Annotated in this window: 17 protein-coding genes; 5 read left to right on the forward strand and 12 right to left on the reverse strand. The window is 72.1% G+C overall.

The window, feature by feature from the left end; genetic code table 11:
• Positions 1-15: 15 nt before the first annotated feature.
• The 5 genes from PSU4_RS27945 to PSU4_RS27965 all read right to left on the reverse strand — a co-directional run bounded on the left by PSU4_RS27945 (position 16) and on the right by PSU4_RS27965 (position 4,756).
• The gene (locus PSU4_RS27945) at positions 16-615 is read right to left on the reverse strand and encodes an FxsA family protein (protein WP_147114977.1); all 600 of its coding nucleotides are present in this window, start codon (positions 613-615) and stop codon (positions 16-18) included.
• A 70-nt stretch (positions 616-685) separates the two neighbouring features.
• Positions 686-2,083: a dihydrolipoamide acetyltransferase family protein gene (locus PSU4_RS27950; RefSeq protein WP_147115026.1), complete on the reverse strand. Its 1,398-nt coding sequence runs from the start codon at positions 2,081-2,083 to the stop codon at positions 686-688.
• A 23-nt stretch (positions 2,084-2,106) separates the two neighbouring features.
• The gene (locus tag PSU4_RS27955; protein WP_147114980.1) at positions 2,107-3,081 is read right to left on the reverse strand and encodes an alpha-ketoacid dehydrogenase subunit beta; all 975 of its coding nucleotides are present in this window, start codon (positions 3,079-3,081) and stop codon (positions 2,107-2,109) included.
• Between the two features lies 1 nt (position 3,082).
• Entirely contained in the window at positions 3,083-4,297 is a 1,215-nt protein-coding gene (gene pdhA / locus PSU4_RS27960; RefSeq protein ID WP_147114983.1) for a pyruvate dehydrogenase (acetyl-transferring) E1 component subunit alpha, read from the reverse strand.
• Positions 4,298-4,540: 243 nt separating this feature from the next.
• Positions 4,541-4,756 carry an antitoxin gene (locus PSU4_RS27965; protein WP_147114986.1) on the reverse strand — a complete coding sequence of 72 codons (216 nt, stop codon included), beginning with the start codon at positions 4,754-4,756 and terminating at the stop codon, positions 4,541-4,543.
• Between the two features lie 201 nt (positions 4,757-4,957).
• Here PSU4_RS27965 and PSU4_RS27970 point away from each other — a divergent pair, with 201 nt between their 5' ends.
• The 3 genes from PSU4_RS27970 to PSU4_RS27980 are packed head-to-tail and all read left to right on the forward strand — an operon-like array spanning position 4,958 to position 7,547.
• On the forward strand, positions 4,958-5,878 hold the full coding sequence (locus PSU4_RS27970) for an ABC transporter substrate-binding protein (RefSeq protein ID WP_147114989.1): 921 nt from the start codon (positions 4,958-4,960) through the stop codon (positions 5,876-5,878).
• A gap of 2 nt (positions 5,879-5,880) precedes the next feature.
• Complete coding sequence (locus PSU4_RS27975; protein ID WP_147114992.1) at positions 5,881-6,789, forward strand: amino acid ABC transporter permease; 909 nt, start codon at positions 5,881-5,883, stop codon at positions 6,787-6,789.
• Positions 6,786-7,547: an amino acid ABC transporter ATP-binding protein gene (locus PSU4_RS27980; protein WP_281290748.1), complete on the forward strand. Its 762-nt coding sequence runs from the start codon at positions 6,786-6,788 to the stop codon at positions 7,545-7,547. Before PSU4_RS27975 ends, PSU4_RS27980 begins: the two co-directional genes overlap by 4 nt.
• 1 nt (position 7,548) lies before the next feature.
• On the opposite strand, the gene PSU4_RS27985 is transcribed toward PSU4_RS27980, so the two are convergent.
• The 6 genes from PSU4_RS27985 to PSU4_RS28010 all read right to left on the reverse strand — a co-directional run bounded on the left by PSU4_RS27985 (position 7,549) and on the right by PSU4_RS28010 (position 15,329).
• Entirely contained in the window at positions 7,549-8,133 is a 585-nt protein-coding gene (locus PSU4_RS27985; protein WP_147114995.1) for a peroxidase-related enzyme, read from the reverse strand.
• 50 nt (positions 8,134-8,183) lie between these two features.
• Positions 8,184-10,121, reverse strand: a complete 1,938-nt coding sequence (locus PSU4_RS27990) for an amino acid adenylation domain-containing protein (RefSeq protein ID WP_147114997.1) — start codon at positions 10,119-10,121, stop codon at positions 8,184-8,186.
• A 270-nt stretch (positions 10,122-10,391) separates the two neighbouring features.
• Entirely contained in the window at positions 10,392-12,083 is a 1,692-nt protein-coding gene (mctP, locus tag PSU4_RS27995) for a monocarboxylate uptake permease MctP (RefSeq protein ID WP_147115000.1), read from the reverse strand.
• Positions 12,080-12,373, reverse strand: coding sequence for a DUF3311 domain-containing protein (locus PSU4_RS28000; RefSeq protein WP_147115008.1), 294 nt, complete (start codon positions 12,371-12,373; stop codon positions 12,080-12,082). Before PSU4_RS28000 ends, mctP begins: the two co-directional genes overlap by 4 nt.
• Positions 12,374-12,502: 129 nt before the next feature.
• A complete protein-coding gene (locus PSU4_RS28005) occupies positions 12,503-14,326 on the reverse strand; it encodes a phosphoenolpyruvate carboxykinase (GTP) (protein ID WP_147115011.1) in 1,824 nt (607 codons plus the stop codon).
• A gap of 259 nt (positions 14,327-14,585) precedes the next feature.
• Positions 14,586-15,329, reverse strand: a complete 744-nt coding sequence (locus PSU4_RS28010) for an alpha/beta fold hydrolase (RefSeq protein ID WP_147115014.1) — start codon at positions 15,327-15,329, stop codon at positions 14,586-14,588.
• A 60-nt stretch (positions 15,330-15,389) separates the two neighbouring features.
• Between PSU4_RS28010 and PSU4_RS28015 the strand changes: the two genes are divergently transcribed.
• On the forward strand, positions 15,390-16,346 hold the full coding sequence (locus PSU4_RS28015; protein WP_147115017.1) for a helix-turn-helix transcriptional regulator: 957 nt from the start codon (positions 15,390-15,392) through the stop codon (positions 16,344-16,346).
• A gap of 553 nt (positions 16,347-16,899) precedes the next feature.
• On the opposite strand, the gene PSU4_RS28020 is transcribed toward PSU4_RS28015, so the two are convergent.
• Positions 16,900-17,799: a LysR family transcriptional regulator ArgP gene (locus PSU4_RS28020; protein ID WP_147115020.1), complete on the reverse strand. Its 900-nt coding sequence runs from the start codon at positions 17,797-17,799 to the stop codon at positions 16,900-16,902.
• 71 nt (positions 17,800-17,870) lie between these two features.
• Here PSU4_RS28020 and PSU4_RS28025 point away from each other — a divergent pair.
• The coding region (locus PSU4_RS28025; protein WP_147115023.1) for a LysE/ArgO family amino acid transporter at positions 17,871-18,441 on the forward strand (571 nt) is incomplete at its 3' end.

The following is an 18,441-nucleotide window of genomic DNA, read 5'->3' on the forward strand; positions in this document are numbered from 1 at the left end:
CGCGAATGTCAGCGATCAGCTCGCGCGTTCTCCGCGTGAGTGGGAATCGTCCTCGCCGGGGTGGGAATGCTCGTCGCGGGACTCCACGACCTCGCCGTCGACGACCGTCGTGTCGTCGGCCGCGGACGCGCGCGGGAGGATCCGCACCGACGCCCAGCCCGGCACATCGCCGTCACGGTCGGTGACGCCATCGTCGTCGACGCCGCTGTCGACGACGTCGCCGTCGACGATCGGGCCGTCGCTGTAGATGCGCGCACGCTGCAGGTCCGGGTTGGCCCGTTCGGCCGCCCGCACCAGCCGGTTGCGCACGATCTTGCGCACCGGCGGGACGAGCAGGAGCAGACCGGCGAGGTCGGTGACGAGGCCGGGGACGAACAGCAGCACGCCGGCCCCCGCGACGAGCATCCCGTCGGTCAGCTCGGCGTGCGCCACCCGGCGTTCGCGGAGTGCGGCGCTGAACGCCTGCGCGGCGCGCACGCCTTCGCGGCGCGCGAGCAGCAGCCCGAGGACGGACCCCGCGAGCAGGACGAGCAGCGTCGTGCCCACGCCGATCCACGAGCCCAGCGCGACCAGCGCGACGATCTCGACGACGAGGTAGAGCAGCACGTACGGCATACCCGTCCAACGAACGGAGTGCCGTGAATGTGCCCGATCTTCGGTAACGACCTCGCCACGGTGCGTCACGTCACCAGGTGAGAGCGACCCCCGGGTCCTCCAGCAGGGCGCCGACGTCGGCCAGGAACCGGGATCCCTGCTCGCCGTCGACTAGCCGGTGGTCGAACGACAGCGACAGCTGGCACACCGTGCGGACGGCGAGCTCGCCGTCGACGACCCACGGCATCGGTTTGATGGCGCCGACGGCGAGGATCGCGGCCTCGCCCGGGTTGATGATGGGCGTCCCGGTGTCGACGCCGAACACGCCGACGTTGGTGATGGTGAAGGTGCCGCCGACCAGGTCGGACGGTGGCGTCTTCCCCGACCGTGCGGTCGCGGTGAGCTCGGCGAGCCCGTCGGCGAGGCCGCGCAGGTCGAGCAGGTCGGCGTCGCGGATCTTGGGGACGACCAGCCCGCGCGGGGTGGCCGCGGCGATCCCGAGGTGCATCGCGCCGTGGTAGACGATCTCGCCGGCGTCGGCGTCCCAGGTGGCGTTGACCGACGGGGTGCGCTTTGCGGCCAGGCACACGGCCTTGGCGACGAACGCGAGCGGCGTCAGCCTGACGTCGCGGAACTCGCGGCCGCCGCGCAGCCGGTCGCGCAGGGCAAGAGTGGCGGTGACGTCGACCGACAGGAACTCGGTGACGTGCGGCGCGGTGAACGCCGACGACACCATCGCCGCCGCGGTCGCCTTGCGGACGCCGCGGATCGCTTCGCGCCGGTCGTCCCGGCCGGGCGCCGAGACGACGGGAGGCGGAGCCAACGGGGGAGGAGTGGTGAACGACTGCACGTCCTCCCGCGTGATGACACCCCCGGCGCCGGTGCCGGCGACCTGCCGCAGGTCGACGCCCAGGTCACGGGCCATTTTGCGGACGGGCGGCTTGGCCAGCGGGACGAGGTCGCCCCAGGGTCCGGTGGTGGGCGTCGGCGCGGGGCCGCCCACGGACTCCGGCGCGGCGGGCGACGGCTCGACCGGCGCGGGCGGCTCGACCTCGGCGGGTGCGACGGCGGCGTCGGCAAGAGCGGCGGGCTGGGCACCGGCGGGCTGGGCACCGGCGGGCTCGCCCCCGGTGCGGCGCGGGCGACGCGACACCGTTCCCTGCCGCGGGCCGTATCCGACCAGCGTGGCGATCCGCCCGCCGGCACCCGCCTCACCGATCTTCGCGCCACCCTCGCCGGCCGCCGGAGCAGCGTCGGCGGGGGCGGCTTCGGCCGTCTCGATCACGATGATCGGGTTGCCGACCTCGACGGTCACGCCCGGCTCGGCCAGCAGCTCACCGACCGTCCCCGCGTAGGGCGAGGGCAGCTCCACGACGGCCTTGGCCGTCTCGATCTCGGCGATGATCTGGTTGACGGTGACGGTGTCGCCGGGCGCGACCCGCCAGGTGACGATCTCGGCCTCGGTCAGCCCCTCGCCGACGTCGGGCATCCGGAACTCTCGGCGCACCCCGCTCACCAGGCCTTCGAGCGGTCGACGGCGTCGAGCACACGGTCGAGGTCGGGCAGGTAGTCGTCCTCGCACTTCGACGGCGGGTAGGGCGTGTCGAACCCGGTGACGCGCAGGACCGGCGCCTCCAGCGAGTGGAAGCACTCCTGCTGGACGCGGGCGGCGATCTCGGAGGTCACCGACGACTCGGGCGGCGCCTCGGAGACGACGACGAGCCGTCCGGTCCGGCGGACGGACTCGAAGACCGGGTCGAGGTCGAGCGGGGACAGCGTGCGCAGGTCGACGACCTCCAGCGACGTGCCGTCGGTCTCGGCGGCGACGGCCGCGTCGAGACACGTGCGGACCGACGGCCCGTAGGTGGCGACGGTGACGTCGCTGCCCTCGCGCAGCACCCGCGAGCGCAGCAGCGGTAGCGGGGTGGACTCGACGTCGACCTCCGCCTTCTCCCAGTAGCGCCGCTTGGGCTCGAAGAAGATGACGGGGTCGTCGGTGGAGATGGCCTGCTGGATCATCCAGAAGGCGTCGTCGGGGTTGGAGCACGCGACGACCTTGAGGCCCGCCACGTGCGCGAACAGCGACTCCGGGGACTCGCTGTGGTGCTCGACCGCGCCGATGCCGCCGCCGAACGGGATGCGCACGACGACCGGCACGGGCACCTTGCCCTGCGACCGGAAGTGCACCTTGGCCAGCTGAGAGACGATCTGGTCGTAGCCGGGGAAGACGAAGCCGTCGAACTGGATCTCGCACACCGGGCGGAAGCCGCGGATCGCGAGGCCGACGGCCGTGCCGATGATCCCGGACTCCGACAGCGGGGTGTCGAGGACGCGCTGCTCGCCGAAGTCCTTCTGCAGTCCGTCTGTGATGCGGAAGACGCCGCCGAGCTTGCCGACGTCCTCACCCATCACGAGGACCCGTGGGTCGGCCTCCATGGCCTTGCGGAGGCCGTCGTTGAGGGCCTTCGCCATCGTCAGGACGGCCATGTCACGCCTCCCCGTCGGTCACGAACGACGCGTGGTAGGCGAGGAACTCCTCGCGCTGCGCCTCCACCTGCGGCGACGCCTCGGCGTAGACCTCGGAGAACATCCGGTCGGGCGCCGGGTCGGGCATGGCGAGGCAGAACTCGCGGAGCCGGGCGGCCAGCTCGTCGGCCTCGGCGGCGACGCCGTCGAAGAACGCCTGCTCGACGCCGTGCTCGCGGACGAGGTTCACCCGCACCCGCTCGATCGGGTCCTTCAGCTTCCACAGCTCCAGCTCGTCGGCGAGCCGGTAGCGGCTCGGGTCGTCGGAGGTGGTGTGGGCGTCCATGCGGTAGGTGAAGGCCTCGACGAGGACGGGCCCGTTGCCGCTGCGGCACTCCTCGAGGGCCCAGCGGGCGACGGCGAGGCAGGCGATGACGTCGTTGCCGTCGACGCGCACGCCCGGGAAGCCGTAGCCGCGGGCGCGCTCGTAGAGGGGGACGCGGGTCTGGCGCTCCAGCGGCACGGAGATGGCCCACTGGTTGTTCTGGCAGTAGAAGACGACGGGTGCGTCGTAGGCGGCGGCCCACACGAAGCCCTCGTGGACGTCGCCCTGGGAGGTGGCGCCGTCGCCGAAGAAGCACATCGTGGCCTCGTCGGGGGCATCGGCGGTGGCGTCGGAGCCGTTGCCGACGCGGCCCTCGAAACGCTGGCCCATGGCGTAGCCGGTGGCGTTGAGGCACTGGTTGCCGATGACGATCGTGTACAGGTGGAAGCGCTTCTCCAGCGGGTCCCAGCTGCCGTGGTCGGTGCCGCGGAAGATGCCGAGCAGGTCGGTGGGGTCGATGCCGCGGCACCACGCGACGCCGTGCTCGCGGTAGCTGGGGAACACCATGTCGGTGGGCAGCAGGGCACGGCCGGCGCCGATCTGGGCGGCCTCCTGGCCGAGCAGCGGGACCCAGATGCCGAGCTGGCCCTGGCGCTGCAGGGCGTTGCCCTCGCGGTCGGCCCGGCGGACCAGGACCATGTCACGGTAGAGCGTCTTCAGCGTCTCGGCGTCGACGTCGGCGGCGTAGCCGTCGAAGCGGGCGTCGGGGACGCGCTCACCCTCCGGGGTGAGGAGCTGGACGAGCTCCGGGCCGCCGGCGTCGGTCCCGCGCAGCCCGGCGAGCACCTGCGCGCGGTTGGGGCGGGACCGGGGATCTGCCGGGTTCCAGGCCTGTGGATCAGAGACGGACACGGGTGCCTCCTCGCGTACACCGACCCGGCCCGCTCGTGGCGGCGGCCGGGACGGCACCGGGACCCGCCCGGGTGAGGGCGGGCGACCCGGCACTCGACGATGCTGGTCCCCCGATCCTGGCACGCCGTTGCGGCGAGTGGCAGCGCCGCAACCACAAGATCGCCGGCCGGATTGTGGGGAACGCGCAAGGTCCCGCGACGGCCGTCGGGCCGCCGCGGGACGTGGGCCGCGTGGGGGGTCGGGTCAGACCCCGGGGCCGGGCCGGTCGATCCCGGCGGCGCCCTTCACCTTGCCCGCGGCACCGCTGATCTGGCCCTTGTACTTGCCCTTCGTCTGCTTGTCGACGAAGTCGGCGGCCTGGTCGACGAAGCGACCAGCCTTGTCCGGGTTCTTCTGGGCGTACCGGCGCGCGGCCTCGGCGGCCCCGCCGAGCACGGCGAGCTTCTTGATCAGCCCCATCGTGTTCCTCCTCGTTCGGGCGTCCGTCGCCTGTGGAACGTCCGATCCGCCCGTGCCGTTCCCGTACCCCTCCGCCGGAGGGGTGAACCACGCTACGACCGTCGGCAACGGTCTTGTGACGACCGTGCCGCACCCGCTGCCACGGAACGAACGCGGTGGCACGATCCGGCGTACCCCGATCGATGACGCCCGGAGGTGCCCGTGACTCGCCGTACACATCTGCTCTCCGCCCTGACCGCCGTCGCACTCGCCGCCGTCCTCGGGGCGTGCGGATCGGGCGGCGACGGATCGGGCGGAGGCGGTGGTGGGAGCGCACCGACGTCGGCGGCCGAGACGATCCCGCCGGCGGCGAAGGACGCCGCGCTGGCCGCGATGGTCCCCGCCTCGATCACCGCCGACGGCAAGCTGGTGTTCGGGGTGGACGCGTCGTACCCGCCCAACGAGTTCGTCGGCCCCGACGGCACGACGATCGTCGGGATGGACGTCGACCTGGGGACGGCGATCGCGCAGAAGTTCGGGCTGACACCGGAGTTCCAGAACGCCGCCTTCCCCGGGATCATCCCGGGCATCCAGGGCGGCAGGTACGAGATCGCGATGTCGTCGTTCACGATCAACGACGAGCGGCTCGAACTCGTCGACATGGTCAGCTACTTCAGCGCCGGCACGAGCCTGGCCACCCGCAAGGGCAACCCGGACGGGCTGGCCATCGACGACCTGTGCGGCAAGGCGATCGGCGTGCAGGCCGGCACCGTCCAGGTCGACGACATCGCCGCCCGCAGCAAGACCTGCACCGACGCGGGCAAGCCCGCGATCGCGTCCACGGAGCTGCAGCAGCAGACCGACGTGACGCTGGCGCTGACGTCGAACCGCATCGTCGGGATGCTGGCCGACTCGCCGGTCATCGCCTACGCGGTGAAGACGACGGGTGACCAGCTGGAGGTCGTCGGGCAGGCGTACGACACCGCGCCGTACGGCGTCGTCGTCAACAAGGGTCAGGCCCAGTACCCGCAGGCCGTGCAGCAGGCTGTGCAGGCGCTGATCGCGGACGGCACCTACCAGCGGATCCTCGACAAGTGGGGCACCGGCGACGGCGCGATCCCGACGTCCGAGGTCCGGAGCTGAGCGTGACCGACCCGTCCGGGGCGGTGGGGTCCGGGCGGGAACGGCAGGAGATCCAGGCCGTCCCCGTCCGGCACCCGGGACGGTGGGTGGCCGTCGCGGTCCTGGCCGTGCTGGCGGCGATGCTGGTGCACACCGTCGTCACCAACGAGCGGTTCGGCTGGGACGTCGTCGGTCAGTACCTGTTCTCCGCGCCGATCCTGAACGGGCTGCGCAACACCCTGATCCTGACGGTGCTGTCGATGCTGATCGGCATCGTCGGCGGGGTCGGGCTGGCCGTGATGCGCCAGTCGCCCAACCCGATCGTGAGCGGCGCGGCGGCCACCTACATCTGGCTGTTCCGCGGCACCCCGCTGATCGCGCAGCTGCTGTTCTGGAACTTCCTGGCGGCGCTGTACCCGCGGCTGTCGCTGGGCATCCCGTTCGGGCCCGAGTTCGTCTCCGTCGACACCAACGTGCTGATCACGCAGTTCGCGGCGTGCCTGCTGGGCCTGGGGCTCAACGAGGCCGCGTACATGGCCGAGATCGTGCGCGGTGGGCTGCTGTCGGTGGACCGCGGTCAGGCGGAGGCGGCGGGCGCGCTGGGGATGACGCGGTCGCAGGCGTTGCGGCGCATCGTGTTGCCGCAGGCGATGCGGGTGATCGTGCCGCCGACGGGCAACGAGACGATCTCCATGCTGAAGACGACGTCGCTCGTCGTGGTGATCGGCTATTTCGAGCTGCTGACGTCGGCGCAGCGCATCTCCAACCAGAACTTCCAGGTCATCCCGCTGCTGATCGTGGCGGCGTTCTGGTACCTGGTGCTGACGTCGCTGCTGACGATCGGGCAGGGCTTCGTCGAGCGCCGCTACGGGCGCGGGTTCGTCCCCGACCGGCCGGGGAGCCGGCTGCTCACGAAGGCGGGCACCACGTGACGCCGATGGTCGAGGCCTCCGGAATCCACAAGTCGTTCGGCCGCACGGAGGTGTTGCGGGGCATCGACCTCGTGGTCCAGCCGGGCGAGGTCTGCTGCATCATCGGCCCGTCGGGCTCCGGGAAGTCGACGTTGCTGCGCTGCGTCAACCATCTGGAGCGCATCGACGCCGGCCGGATGCGCGTCGACGGGAAGCTCATCGGCTACCAGGAGACCGGCGGGAAGCTGCACGAGCTGCGGGAGTCCGAGGTGGCGCGGCAGCGGCGCGACATCGGCATGGTGTTCCAGCGGTTCAACCTGTTCCCGCACATGACGGCCGCGGAGAACGTCATGGAGGCGCCGCGCACGGTCCTGGGCACCTCGCGCGCGGCCGCCCGGAAGGCCGCCGACGAGCTGCTCGCCCGCGTCGGGCTCTCGGCGCGCCGCGACGCCTACCCCGGCCAGCTCTCGGGTGGCCAGCAGCAACGCGTCGCGATCGCCCGGGCCCTGGCCATGCAGCCGCGGCTCATGCTGTTCGACGAGCCCACCTCGGCGCTCGACCCCGAGCTCGTCGGCGAGGTCCTCGACGTCATGCGCGGCCTGGCCGCCGACGGCATGACGATGCTCGTCGTCACCCACGAGATGGGGTTCGCCCGGGAGGTCGGGGACAGCGTCGTGTTCATGGACGAGGGCGTCATCGTCGAGGAGGGCGCGCCGCGGGACGTGCTGTCGGCCCCGCGGCACGAACGCACCCGGTCGTTCCTGTCGAAGGTGCTCTGAGCTACGAGCGCGGTGTGCGCCCCATCAGGAAGAACTCCTCGTTGGGCCGCAGCGCCGTCAGGTGTGCCAGCCGGTTGGACATCGCGAACAGCGCGGTGATGGATCCGACGTCCCAGATCTCGTCGTCGGTGAGGCCCGCGGCGCGGGCGTCGTCGAGCTCCGCCTCGGTGAGCGACGCCGACTCCGTGGCGACGATCAGCGCCAGGTCGACGATCGCCCGCTCGCGGGGACTGAGCTCGACACCGTAGGGGTTGGTGGCGACGCGGTCGGCGATCTCCGGGTCCTTGGTGCGCAGCCGCAGGATCGCCCCGTGCGCGACGACGCAGTACGTGCAGTTGTTGGCGCCCGACGTCGCGACGACGACCAGCTCCCGCTCGGCCTTCGACAGTCCGTCGTCGCTGTCCATGAGCGCGTCGTGGTAGTCGAGGAATGCGCGCAGCTCACGTGGGCGGCGGGCGAGCGCCTTGAACACGTTGGGGACGAATCCGGACTTCTCGGCGACGGCACCGACGCGTTCGCGCAGGTCGTCGGGCATGTCCTGGAGTTCGACGGCGCCGAAGCGGCTCACCGGTCGCGTGTCGGTCATACCGGCGACCGTAACCCGCCGGCCTCGCCGCCGGGCCGGTGTGAGACCGATCAGGCGGGGTCCTGGCGCGCCGATCCGGCGGCCTGACGCGCCCGTGCGGCCGCCGAGAGGTGCACGACCTGCGCCGTCGGCGCGGGGGGCTCGATCCGCCCGGACACGACGAGCGCCGACGCCCGGCGCATGACGGCCAGCAGCGTCGGCCCGTCGGCCTGCCGGACCCCGGGCGCGACGACCGCGGCGAGCCGCGGGGCGGCGGCAGCGAGCAGCAGCCGGTCGACTCCGAGGTCGGCCGCGCCGAGCAGCAGCACGACGTCGACGGTGTCCTCGTCGGGCAGTGCCGACATCAGCCGGTCGGCCTCGACGAACCACGCGATGCCGTAGGCGCTGGAGCGTTCGGCGCCGGCGGCCTCCCACGCCTCGGCCACGCGCGGGGCGTCCCGGCGCAACCGGTCGAGCAGTTCGACGCAGCGGTTCTCCTGCTCGGCCAGGCGGCGGGCGGCGGCGAGCTCGTCGAGTGCGGCGGCGTAGGAGTCGGGATCGTGGGCGCGCAGGGCCTCGTGGGCGCGGGTGTGCTCGGGCGCCATCCGGGTGTGCGGGGTGAGCAGCCCGACCTGCTGGGCGGCCTCGTCGAGGCGACGGCCGGCCTCCTCGGCGGAGCCGTGCGCGTCGTAGTCGAGGATCGTCGCCGCGACGTGCTGGGCGCTGTCGAGGTCGGGCACCGAGACGGGCGAGTTGTGGTGGATGAACAGCACGTCGTGGCGCAGGGCGCCGACTGCGCGGGCCGCGTCGCCGATGCGGCGCAGCGCGGTGAGCAGCTCGGCCAGGTCGGTGGCGCTGCGCGGGGCGGGCACACCGGCCTGCCGGCACGACGTGTCGATGGCGAGCAGGCGCTCGGTCAGCTCGACGTGGGCGAGCGCGGCGTGGATGTCGTCCGCGGTCTCGGCCGGACGTCCGCCGACGACGACCTGCCGCAGCACGGGCTGCACGTCGCGCTGGGCCTGGGACCGGAAGTAGGCGCGGTTGCGGCCGCCGCCACCGAGGAACTCGGCGTAGCGGCGCAACGCGTCGACCCCCGCGGGGCCGAGCGCGCCGTGCACGGTGACCGGGGGGTGGGCGCGGGAGCGCTCGTCGGCGGCGAGGGCCTGGCCCACCTGCTCGAGCAGGGCGTCGAACACGCCGGCGTGGGTGTTGAGGACGAGGTGCGACAGCAGCGTCCACGTCCACCGGCCGGGGACGCGCGGCCCGAGCGCGGAAAGGGTGGCCTCGACGCGGCGGGCGTCGTCGGTGACGGCGGCGCGGCGGTCGGGGTCCATGCGGGACAACAGCTCGCCGAGCAGCCGGTCGGCGCCCGTGACGGTGCCTGCGGCGCGGGCGCACAGCTCGGCGACCTGGGCGATGGTGGGGAAGGCCCCGGCCGGGGGGAGCTGGGTGCCGCGGCGGGCCCGGCGTTCCGGGGTGGCGGTGGCCAGCAGCCGGCGGAGCTCCCGCTGGTCGGCGGGTGACATGACGGGCAGCGCGTCGACGCAGGAGCGCATGACGGTCGGGGTGAGCGCGTCGCGGAGGTGGGTGAGCTCGGCCCGGTCGGCGGCGGTCACGGCGACGCGGCGGCCGTCGCGGACCAGTGCGCCCAACGCGGTCACGACGGCGTCGACGTCGAACTCGTCGAGGACGACGAGGGTGTTGTTGCGCAGGGCGTCGGCAGCGGTGTCGGGGTCCTCGACGGGGTGGCGGGGGCGTGGCGGGCCGTCGCCCGCGGAGGAGGCGAGGGCCTCGGCGAGGCGGCGCAGGCCTGGCGGGACGGCGCCCGCGGTGATCGAGGCGTGGATGCGGCGACGCGCGGCGTCGGCCGGCCCGGCGACGTCGTCGCCGGCGAGCCGGTCGACGAACGTGGCCAGGTGTGCGTCCACCTCGAGGGAGCTCGAGGGTCCGACGTCCAGCACCAGTGTCACCTCCACCCGGGGCCGCAGCCGCGGCTCGGCGACGGTCACAGGATGTATCGCGCAGAATCACGCAATGTTCCACCCCGATCGTGTACATCTGCAACGTTCCGCCGTTGAGAGGTAACTCTCTGCGCTGTGCGGGAGGCCCTTCGTCCCGAATCAGTCGCTCGTGTGAGTGGCTCTTCGTCCGCGCGTCGTAACACACTGCACTTCCAGCGGCACTGCTGCGCCGAGCGGTCCGAGACCTGCGCCCGACAACTTTGTCCGGAATGTCAGGAAGGGCGCTACCAGCGGTGACGTCCTCCGTGACCACGCGGATCAGTCGCTCGGGACGACCTTCGCGCCCGGGACCCCCGCCACCGCGTCCGCGACCGGCTTGAGCCGCGGCGAGTCCTCGTCGGCGTGGTAGTCGGCCGGGTCGGTCTGGTCGGCGCCGTTGGACACCTTCCCCGCCCGCAGCACGGCGCTGACGATCACCGCCACCAGCAGGTTGACCACCAACGCCACGAAGCCGACATAGATCTGGACGGCCGAGCCCGCGAACGGGTGCCAGCCGAACACCGTCAGCTTGTCCAGCGTCAGCGCCGACCCGCCGAAGTGTGCCTTGCCGTTGGCCGGGTTGGGGATCAGGTACAGCAGGTACATGCCGTAGCCCATGCCGACGACCCAGCCCGCCACCAGCGCCCAGCGGTGCAGCCGGCGCGTGTACAGCGCGATCGCCACCGACGGCAACGTCTGCAGGATGATCACGCCGCCGATGAGCTGCAGGTCGATGGAGAACTGCGGGTCGACGAACAGGATGAACGCCACCGCGCCGAACTTGACGACGAGCGACGCGAGCTTGGCCTGCCGCGCCTCCTGCCCCGGCGTCGCACCCTTGTGCAGATACTCCTTGTAGATGTTGCGCGTCCACAGGTTCGCCGCCGCGATCGACATGATCGCCGCCGGCACGAGCGCGCCGATCCCGATGGCCGCGAACGCGATGCCCGCGAACAGCGAGCCGAACTGCGAGTCGAACAGCGCCGGGATGATCGTGTTCGTGTCCGGGCGGCCGGTCGCGTTGTTGGTGATCGGCGTGACGCCCGCCGCGATCGCGACGTAACCCAGCAGCGCCAGCAGGCCCAGCAGGAACGAGTACGCCGGCAGCGCGACCATGTTGCGCTTCAACACCTTGCGGCCACGTGAGGCCAGCACACCCGTCAGCGAGTGCGGATAGAGGAACAGCGCGAGCGCCGACCCGAGCGCCAAGGTGATGTACTGCAGCTGGTTGTTGGCCGTCAGCAGGATCGAACCCTGCGGCTTGCCCCCGCTCGTGGCACTCGGCTGCGCCATCTTCTGCTCCGCCGCCGAGAAGATCGCCGACCAGCCACCCAGCTTGGCCGGCAGGTAGAACACGGCCACCAGGATGACGACATAGATCAGGATGTCCTTGACGAACGCGATCAGCGCGGGCGCCCGCAGCCCCGACTGGTACGTGTACAGCGCGAGGATCACGAACGCGATCAGCAGCGGCAGGTGGCCGAGGAAACCCGACGCGTTGATCCCCATGGTGCGCAGCACGGCCTCCAGGCCGACGAGCTGCAGCGCGATGTAGGGCATCGTCGCGACGATCCCGGTGACGGCCACGATCAGCGCCAGCAGCGAGCTGCCGTAGCGGCCGCGCACGAAGTCGGCCGGCGTCACGTAGCCGTGCACCCGCGACACCGACCACAGCCGCAGCACCGGCAGGAACACCAACGGGTACAGCACGACGGTGTAGGGCAACGCGTAGAACCCCAGCGCGCCCGAGCTGAACAGCAGCGCGGGGACCGCGACGAACGTGTACGCGGTGTAGAGGTCGCCGCCGACGAGGAACCAGGTGATCCACGAGCCGAACTTGCGCCCGCCCAGGCCCCACTCGTCGAGGTGCGCCAGGTCGCCGCCGCGCTGCCAGCGGGCGGCCACGAAGCCCATGACCGTGACGACCAGGAACAGGACGAGGAACGCGACGAGCTCGAGCCAGTCGATCACCGGGCGTCCCTCTCGTCGAGGTCGTCGACGCCGAGCTCGTCGGCGCCACGCGTCACCGGCTCGTCACGCGTCATGTGGAAGACGATCGCGACGCAGACGACGCCGACGAACACCCACACGAACTGGATCCAGTAGAAGAACGGCATACCCAGCAATGTGGGGTCCGTCTTGTTGAACCACGGCGTGACCAGCATCAACAGCGGCACGATCAGCAGCAGGTTCCATGCGCTGAACCGCAGCCCCGTCCGCTCGCCACCACCCCGCGGCCCTCGCGGCGTCGTCTCCGACATGGGTGCGCGCCTTCCCTCGATCCGACGAAACCTGCGGGATCGTAAGACCGCGCGGCACCGCACGCAGGACACACGACGAGGCCCGCCGCACCACGAAGGTGCGACGGGCCGTCGGGAACTGCGGGTGGGTCAGGCGCCGAGGCGCAGGCGCAGGGCCTCCAGCTCGTCACGCATCGACGTCGGCAGGTTGTCGCCGACCTTCTCGAACCACTCCTCGATCAGCGGGAGCTCGGCCTTCCACTCCTCCGGGTCGACCGTCAGCGCCGCCTCGACGTCGGCGAGCGGGACGTCGAGACCCTCGAGGTCGAGCGCCTCGGGCGTCGGGACGTAGCCGATCGCGGTCTCCTCCGCGGCGGCCTTGCCCTCGATGCGCTCGATGGCCCACTTGAGGACGCGGCTGTTCTCGCCGAATCCCGGCCACAGGAAGCCGCCGTCCTCACCACGCCGGAACCAGTTGACGTAGAAGATCTTCGGCAGCTTGTCGGCGTCCGCGCCCTTGCCGACGTTGATCCAGTGCTGGAAGTAGTGGCCGACGTTGTAGCCCAGGAACGGCAGCATCGCCATCGGGTCGCGGCGCACCTGGCCGAGACCACCCTTCGCGGCCGCGGTCATCTCACTGGACATGGTGGCGCCCATGAAGGTGCCGTGCTGCCAGTCGCGCGACTCGCTGATCAACGGGACCGTCGTCTTGCGGCGGCCACCGAACAGGATCGCCGAGATCGGGACGCCGTTCGGGTCCTGCCACTCCGGCGCGACCACCGGGCACTGGCTGATCGGCGTCGTGTAGCGCGAGTTCGGGTGCGCGGCCTTCTTGTCCGAGTCGGGCGTCCAGTCCTCGCCGGTCCAGCTGGTGAGGTGCTGCGGATCGCCCTCCAGCCCCTCCCACCAGACGTCGCCGTCGTCGGTCAGCGCGACGTTGGTGAACAGGGAGTTGCCCTGCTCGATGGTGCGCATCGCGTTGGGGTTGGTCTTCCAGTTGGTGCCCGGTGCGACGCCGAAGAAGCCGAACTCCGGGTTGACCGCGTACAGCCGGCCGTCCTCACCGAAGCGCATCCACGCGATGTCGTCGCCGACCGTCTCGGCACGCCAGCCCGGAATCGTCGGCTGCAGCATCGCGAGGTTCGTCTTGCCACACGCCGACGGGAACGCCGCCGCGACGTAGTGCACCTCGTCGGCCGGGCTGATCAGCTTGAGGATCAGCATGTGCTCGGCCAGCCAGCCCTCGTCGTGCGCGATGGCCGACGCGATCCGCAGCGCGTAGCACTTCTTGCCCAGCAGCGCGTTGCCGCCGTAACCCGAGCCGTAGCTCCAGATCTCGCGGGTCTCGGGGAAGTGGCTGATGTACTTGGTGTCGTTGCAGGGCCACGCGACGTCGGCCTGGCCCTCCTCCAGCGGCGCGCCGACGGAGTGCAGGCACTTCACGTACTGGTCGCCGCGCTCGTCGAGCAGCTTCACGACGTCGGTGCCCATCCGCGTCATGATCTTCATCGACGCGACGACGTACTCGGAGTCGGTGATCTCCACGCCGAGCATCGGCGGGTTGGCGTCGAGCGGGCCCATGCAGAACGGGATGACGTACATCGTGCGGCCCCGCATGCAACCGCGGTACAGCTGCGTCATCGTCGACTTCATCTCGGCGGGGTCGACCCAGTTGTTGGTCGGGCCGGCGCCGGTCTCGTCGGCCGTGCAGATGAACGTGCGCTCCTCGACGCGGGCGACGTCGTCGGGATCGGAGACGGCGAGGAACGAGTTCGGTTTCTTCTTCTCGTTCAGCTTCACGAACGACCCGGCCTCGACCAGCCGGCTCGTCATGCGGTCCCACTCGGCGTCGGAACCGTCGCACCAGACGACCTCGTCCGGGCCCGTCAGATCGGCGATCTCACGGACCCAGTCGATCAGCTGGGCGTTCGTCGTCGTAGCTGCGTCGATACCTCGAACGGCTGCAGTGGTCATCTGGTGGAGCTCTCCTGCCTGGTCGGGCCAACCACCCGACCCTGGGAATGCCGACGCCCACCCGTCCCGCGGAGGCCGGGTGAGGCGAAGGAAGATGACAATGGAGGCTACCCGGAAAACCGTGTTCCACTCCTACGAGTGACCTGTCGACCGGCTCACAAGACCGATCAGGTAATCGATTCAGAGACCAAGGGCACAGGAGGTCAGGTCCGTCCGAAGATCGATTCACCCCGCCGTCACATGATCGTGACGGCAGCTGTCACATGATCGTGACGGCGCCCACGTCCTGGAGCACGCCGGCCAGCGCGTCCGGCTCCGACAGCATCGGCCAGTGACCCGTCGGAAGGTCGCGGATGTCCCACTCGGGTCCCGCCAGCTCCACGAACGCCGGCACCCCCGCCGCGGCCAGCGCACGAACCTGCTCGGCCGGGAAGCTGCTCGCGACGAGCGTCTTCGGCAGCGAGGGGTCGTTCACCCCGCGCGCCGCCGATCCCGTCACGACCCCGCCCGGCTCCGCGGTCGCGCGCGCCCACATGGTTTCCAGCGTGTCGTCGTCCAGGCCCTCGAGGCTCGCGCCCGACGCGCGCATCCACGCCGCGTCCGGGATCGGGTACCAGCCGTCGTGCGCGGCCATCCGCGCACGGATCCACTCCTGCGTCTGCGGCTCGTGGAAGTCGATGTGCGCCATGCCGTCCGGCATCGGACCGGTGTCGACGAGCACCAGGTGCGCGACGTGCTCGCGTGCCTTCTCCGCCGCAGCGACCACCACCGGGCCGGCGCCGCTGTGTCCGACTAGCACCACCGGATGCGGTGTCGCGTCCAGGAACGAGACGATGTCCGCGACCTGGTCCTCGGCGCTCGTGCCGGCCGTCGTCGCCCGTTCCGCGATGCCCAGCGGTGTCACGGCGCGGACCTCGTGACCATCGGCACGCAGCCGGGCGGCCACCGCGTCCCACGCCCACGCACCCAACCAGAACCCCGGGACCAGCACGTATGTCGTCATGGACAGAACCGTAGGAGCGAATCCGGGCGGATTTGGCCCTGATTCACGGAGAATCTCGGAATGGCCCCCTCCGCGAGCCGCGTCCTGGCCCTCCTCGAACTCCTCCAGGCCCGCCCCGGCCTCACCGGACCCGAACTCGCACAACGCCTCGACATCGACGAACGCACCGTCCGCCGGCACCTGCGCACCCTCGACGACCTCGGCGTCCCTGTCGTCGCCCGCCGCGGCCGGCACGGCGGCTACCGGCTCCTCCCCGGCTACCGGCTGCCCCCGTTGATGCTCACCGGCGACGAAGCCGTCGCCGTCGTCCTCGGCCTCCTCGCCGCCGAACGCACCGGCCTCCACGCCGCCGCCCCCGCCGTCGCCGCTGCCCGCGCCAAGCTCGAACGCGTCCTCCCCGACACCGTCCGCGACCAGGTCCGCGCCGTCGCCGACGTCCTCGGCTTCACCGCCCCCGCCCGCGCCGCCACCCCACCCGACGCCGACGTCCTCCTCGCCCTCGGCACCGCCGCCCGCGACCACACCCGCGTCCGGCTCGCCTACCGCTCCTGGAACGGGACCTCCTCCGAACGCGACCTCGACCCCTGGGGACTCACCTTCCACGCCGGGCGCTGGTACGTCAGCGGGCACGACCACAACCGCGACGACGTCCGCAACTTCCGCGTCGACCGCATCGCCCGCGTCCACGTCCTCAGCCCCGGGTCGGGGCCGCCCGCGGAGTACGACGCCGCCGAACAGGTCGTCGTCGGCATCGCCGCCGTCGGCTGGGCACACCCGATGGAGGTCGTGCTCCACGTTCCCGTCGACGAGGCCCGCCGGCTGCTGCCCCGCAGCGCCGGAACCCTCGCGCCCCACCCCTCCGGGACCCTGTTCAGCGGACGCGCCGAGCACCTCGACGGCGCGGCCCGGATGCTCGCGGGGCTGGGGGTGGACTTCACCGTCGTGACCCCGTCCGAGCTGCAGAGCGAGATCCGCGCCGTGGCCGAGCACCTCCTGCGCCAGGTCTCCCCGCCCTGACCGGCCCCGGTGCGGCCGGCCGGCCAGGCCCCTGCCCCCGGCCGGGCCCCCGCCCCCCGGCGTGTCATCAGCGCGGTCGGGGCGCTCTCACGACACGTTCGGTGTTCGGGGCGGGGTGCTCGGCCGCGGCCGGTTCCGGTTCCGGTTCCGGCGTGTTGTCAGCGTCCGGGCGCTCTGGTGACACGTTCGCGAGCGGGGGTACCCGGCGAGCGTGTCGTCAGCGCTCCTGGCCGGCGCTCACGACACGCTCGGGGCTCTGGGGGTGCGGGCGGGTGCGCGGCGAGGGCGGGTGCGCGGTGAGGGCCGGAGCCCGGGCGTTGTCGCCGGGGCCTCGCTGCCCACCGGCCGTGTCATCAGCGCGGTCCGGGCGCGCTCACGACACGTTCGCCGGGGTCGACGGTGGGCGTGTCACCAGCGTGATCCGGGCGCGCTCACGACACGTTCGTCGGCGGGGACGTCGGTGGGCGTGTCATCAGCGCGGTCGGGGCGCGCTCACGACACGTTCGCCGGCGGGGACGTCGGTGGGCGTGTTCTCGGAGCGTGCACACCGCTCTCATGACACGTTCGCCGGCCGCGGCTGGTCGAGGGCTCGCGCCGCCTCGGCGGCAACTTCCGCCGCGACCGCGTCCAGCAACGGCGAGCGCAGGCGCCAGCGCTGCCAGAACAACGGGACCGTCACCGGTGGACCGCCCAGGCCCACCAGCTCGCCGGCAGCCAACGGCCCGCGCGACTGCGGCGGCATCAGCAGACCCCAGCCCAGGCCCATCCGGACCGCGGTGGCGAAGTCGTTGCTCGCGGGCACGAGGTTGCGGGGAGGCGCGGCCGGGTCGGCGCCGCGAGCGCGCAGCCAGCGGGTCTGCAGGTCGTCGCGACGGTCGTAGTCGACCAGCGGCGCCCGCGCCACTGCCTCGGGCGTGATCCCGTCGGGGAACCAGCGGGCCACGAACTCCGGGGTCGCCACCGCGTCGTACCGCATCACGCCCAGCGGGCTCACCGCGCACCCGGCGACGGGTGTGCCCTGCGCGGTCACCGCCGCGGTCACGGTGCCGTCGGCGAGCAGGCCCGCGGTGAAGTCCTGGTCGTCGCGATGCAGCTCGAACACCACGGGGTACCGCTGCGCGACCCGGGCAAGGGGCGCGAGGAACCAGGTGCCGAGAGAGTCGGCGTTGACGGCGAGCGGAAGGCTCGTCCGCTCGCCGTCTCCGACGGCGCCGAGCGCCTCGTGCTCCAGCAGCGCCGTCTGCCGGGCCAGCCGCACGATCGCCGCGCCCGCCTCGGTGGGACGCACCGGTTTCGACCGCACCAGCAGGATGCGGCCCAGCTGGTCCTCGAGCCTGCGCACCCGTTGGCTGACCGCCGACGGCGTCAGGTGCAGCCGCGTGGCCGCGGCCTCGAACGTGCCCTCGTCGACGATCGTCGCGACCGTCTCCACCAGTTCATGAGGCAGTCGCATGAAGTCAGGCTAATGGTGGTGAAGAATCCTGAGCTGGATTGTCGGTCTTCCGACTCCTACCGTCGGCGGACGTGCCCGCTCTGCTCTCCGGCCTCGGACTCGGCCTGTCGCTCATCGTCGCCATCGGCGCGCAGAACGCCTTCGTGCTGCGCCAGGGTGTACGCCGCGAACACGTCGTCGCCGTCGCGCTGGCCTGCATGGTGAGCGACGCCGTCCTGATCACGGCCTCGGTCGCGGGCGTCGGCGCCGTGCTGGCCGCCGCGCCCTGGCTCGTCACGGTCGTGCGCTGGGCGGGCGCGGCGTTCCTCGTCGGCTACGGGCTCCTCGCCGCCCGCCGGGCGTGGCGGCCGTCGGGGCAGGCGCTCGTCGTCGACACCGGTCCTTCCGCGGTGCCGCACGGGGCGACGGCCGTCCGGTCCCGCTCCCTCGCGCCCGTGCTCGCCACCTGCCTGGCGCTGACCTGGCTCAACCCGCACGTCTACCTGGACGTGCTGCTGCTCGGGACGGTCGGCAGCACGCACGGCGCGCAGCGGTGGTGGTTCGCGGCGGGGTGCATCGTCGCCAGCGTCACCTGGTTCACGACGCTCGCCTTCGGCGCCCGCCTCGCCGGCCGGTGGCTACGGTCCCCGGGGGCGTGGCGGG

Source organism: Pseudonocardia sulfidoxydans NBRC 16205, from assembly GCF_007989085.1.
In the GTDB taxonomy this organism is placed as follows: domain Bacteria; phylum Actinomycetota; class Actinomycetes; order Mycobacteriales; family Pseudonocardiaceae; genus Pseudonocardia; species Pseudonocardia sulfidoxydans.